Genomic DNA, 1,020 nt, shown 5'->3' on the forward strand with positions numbered 1-1,020 from the left:
TCGGCCTCGCGCAGCCGCATCCGCGACGCGGACTATGCCCGTGAGACGGCCGAGCTGACCCGCACGCAGATCCTGCAGCAGGCGGGTACGGCCATGCTGGCCCAGGCTAACCAGATCCCGCAGAACGTGCTGGCCCTGCTCCGTTAAGCGGCCAGGCCAGTCTGGCGGTAATGCTCGGGCCGGGGGAAACCCCGGCCCGATGCGTTTCGGGGGTGCGGGGGAGCGGCGGCCGTGGCACGGGGCTTGCAGCACGGGGGCAGGCCCGCCGGATCGCCGGCGGGCCGGCGGATGCCTTGCCGGGTCCGCGCGTTCCGTGGGGCAGGCCCCGCGGGGCCTCTCCCAACCCTTGAGGATCCAACGGTCATGGCCATCATCAATACCAATACGATTTCGCTGAATGCCCAGCGCAATCTGCAGACCAACAGCGCTTCCTTGGCGACCACCATCCAGCGCCTGTCCTCGGGCCTGCGCATCAACAGCGCCCGCGACGATGCCGCCGGCCTCGCCATCTCGGAGCGTTTCACCACCCAGATCCGTGGTCTCAACCAGGCCGCCCGCAACGCCAACGACGGCATCTCGCTCGCCCAGGTGGCCGAAGGGGCCTTGGGTGAGCTGGGGTCCAACCTGCAGCGCATCCGCGAGCTGGCGGTGCAGAGCTCGAACGCGACGAACTCGGCTTCGGACCGGGCGGCGCTGAACTCGGAAGTGCAGCAGCTGATCAGCGAGATCCAGCGCGTGGCCACGCAGACCGAGTTCAATGGCACCAAGCTGCTGGACGGCAGCTTCACCGGCCAGGCTTTCCAGGTGGGGGCGAATGCCGGCCAGCTGATTTCAGTGACGGCGATCACCAATGCCCAGACCAACGCGCTTGGCAATTCCAACTTCGCCAACGATGTGGTTGGCGCCGCCGCGACCCCAGGCGCGATCTCCGGTCTGACCATCAACGGTGTGGCCATTGCCGATGTGCCCGCCCAGGCCACGGCCGCCCTCCAGGCCCGGGCGCTCGCCAATGCCATCAAC

At 68.5% G+C, this 1,020-nt stretch carries 2 protein-coding genes; both read left to right on the forward strand.

Annotation, left to right across the window (positions count from 1 at the left end):
• Window positions 1–147 (forward strand): flagellin (locus tag G408_RS15170; protein ID WP_281168688.1); only part of this gene is annotated, 147 nt, incomplete at its 5' end.
• Window positions 148–363: 216 nt separating this feature from the next.
• A partial coding sequence (locus tag G408_RS14310) for a flagellin N-terminal helical domain-containing protein (protein WP_037412931.1) occupies window positions 364–1,020 on the forward strand: 657 nt, incomplete at its 3' end.

The organism is Silanimonas lenta DSM 16282, assembly GCF_000429065.1.
GTDB classification, from domain to species: Bacteria; Pseudomonadota; Gammaproteobacteria; order Xanthomonadales; family Xanthomonadaceae; genus Silanimonas; species Silanimonas lenta.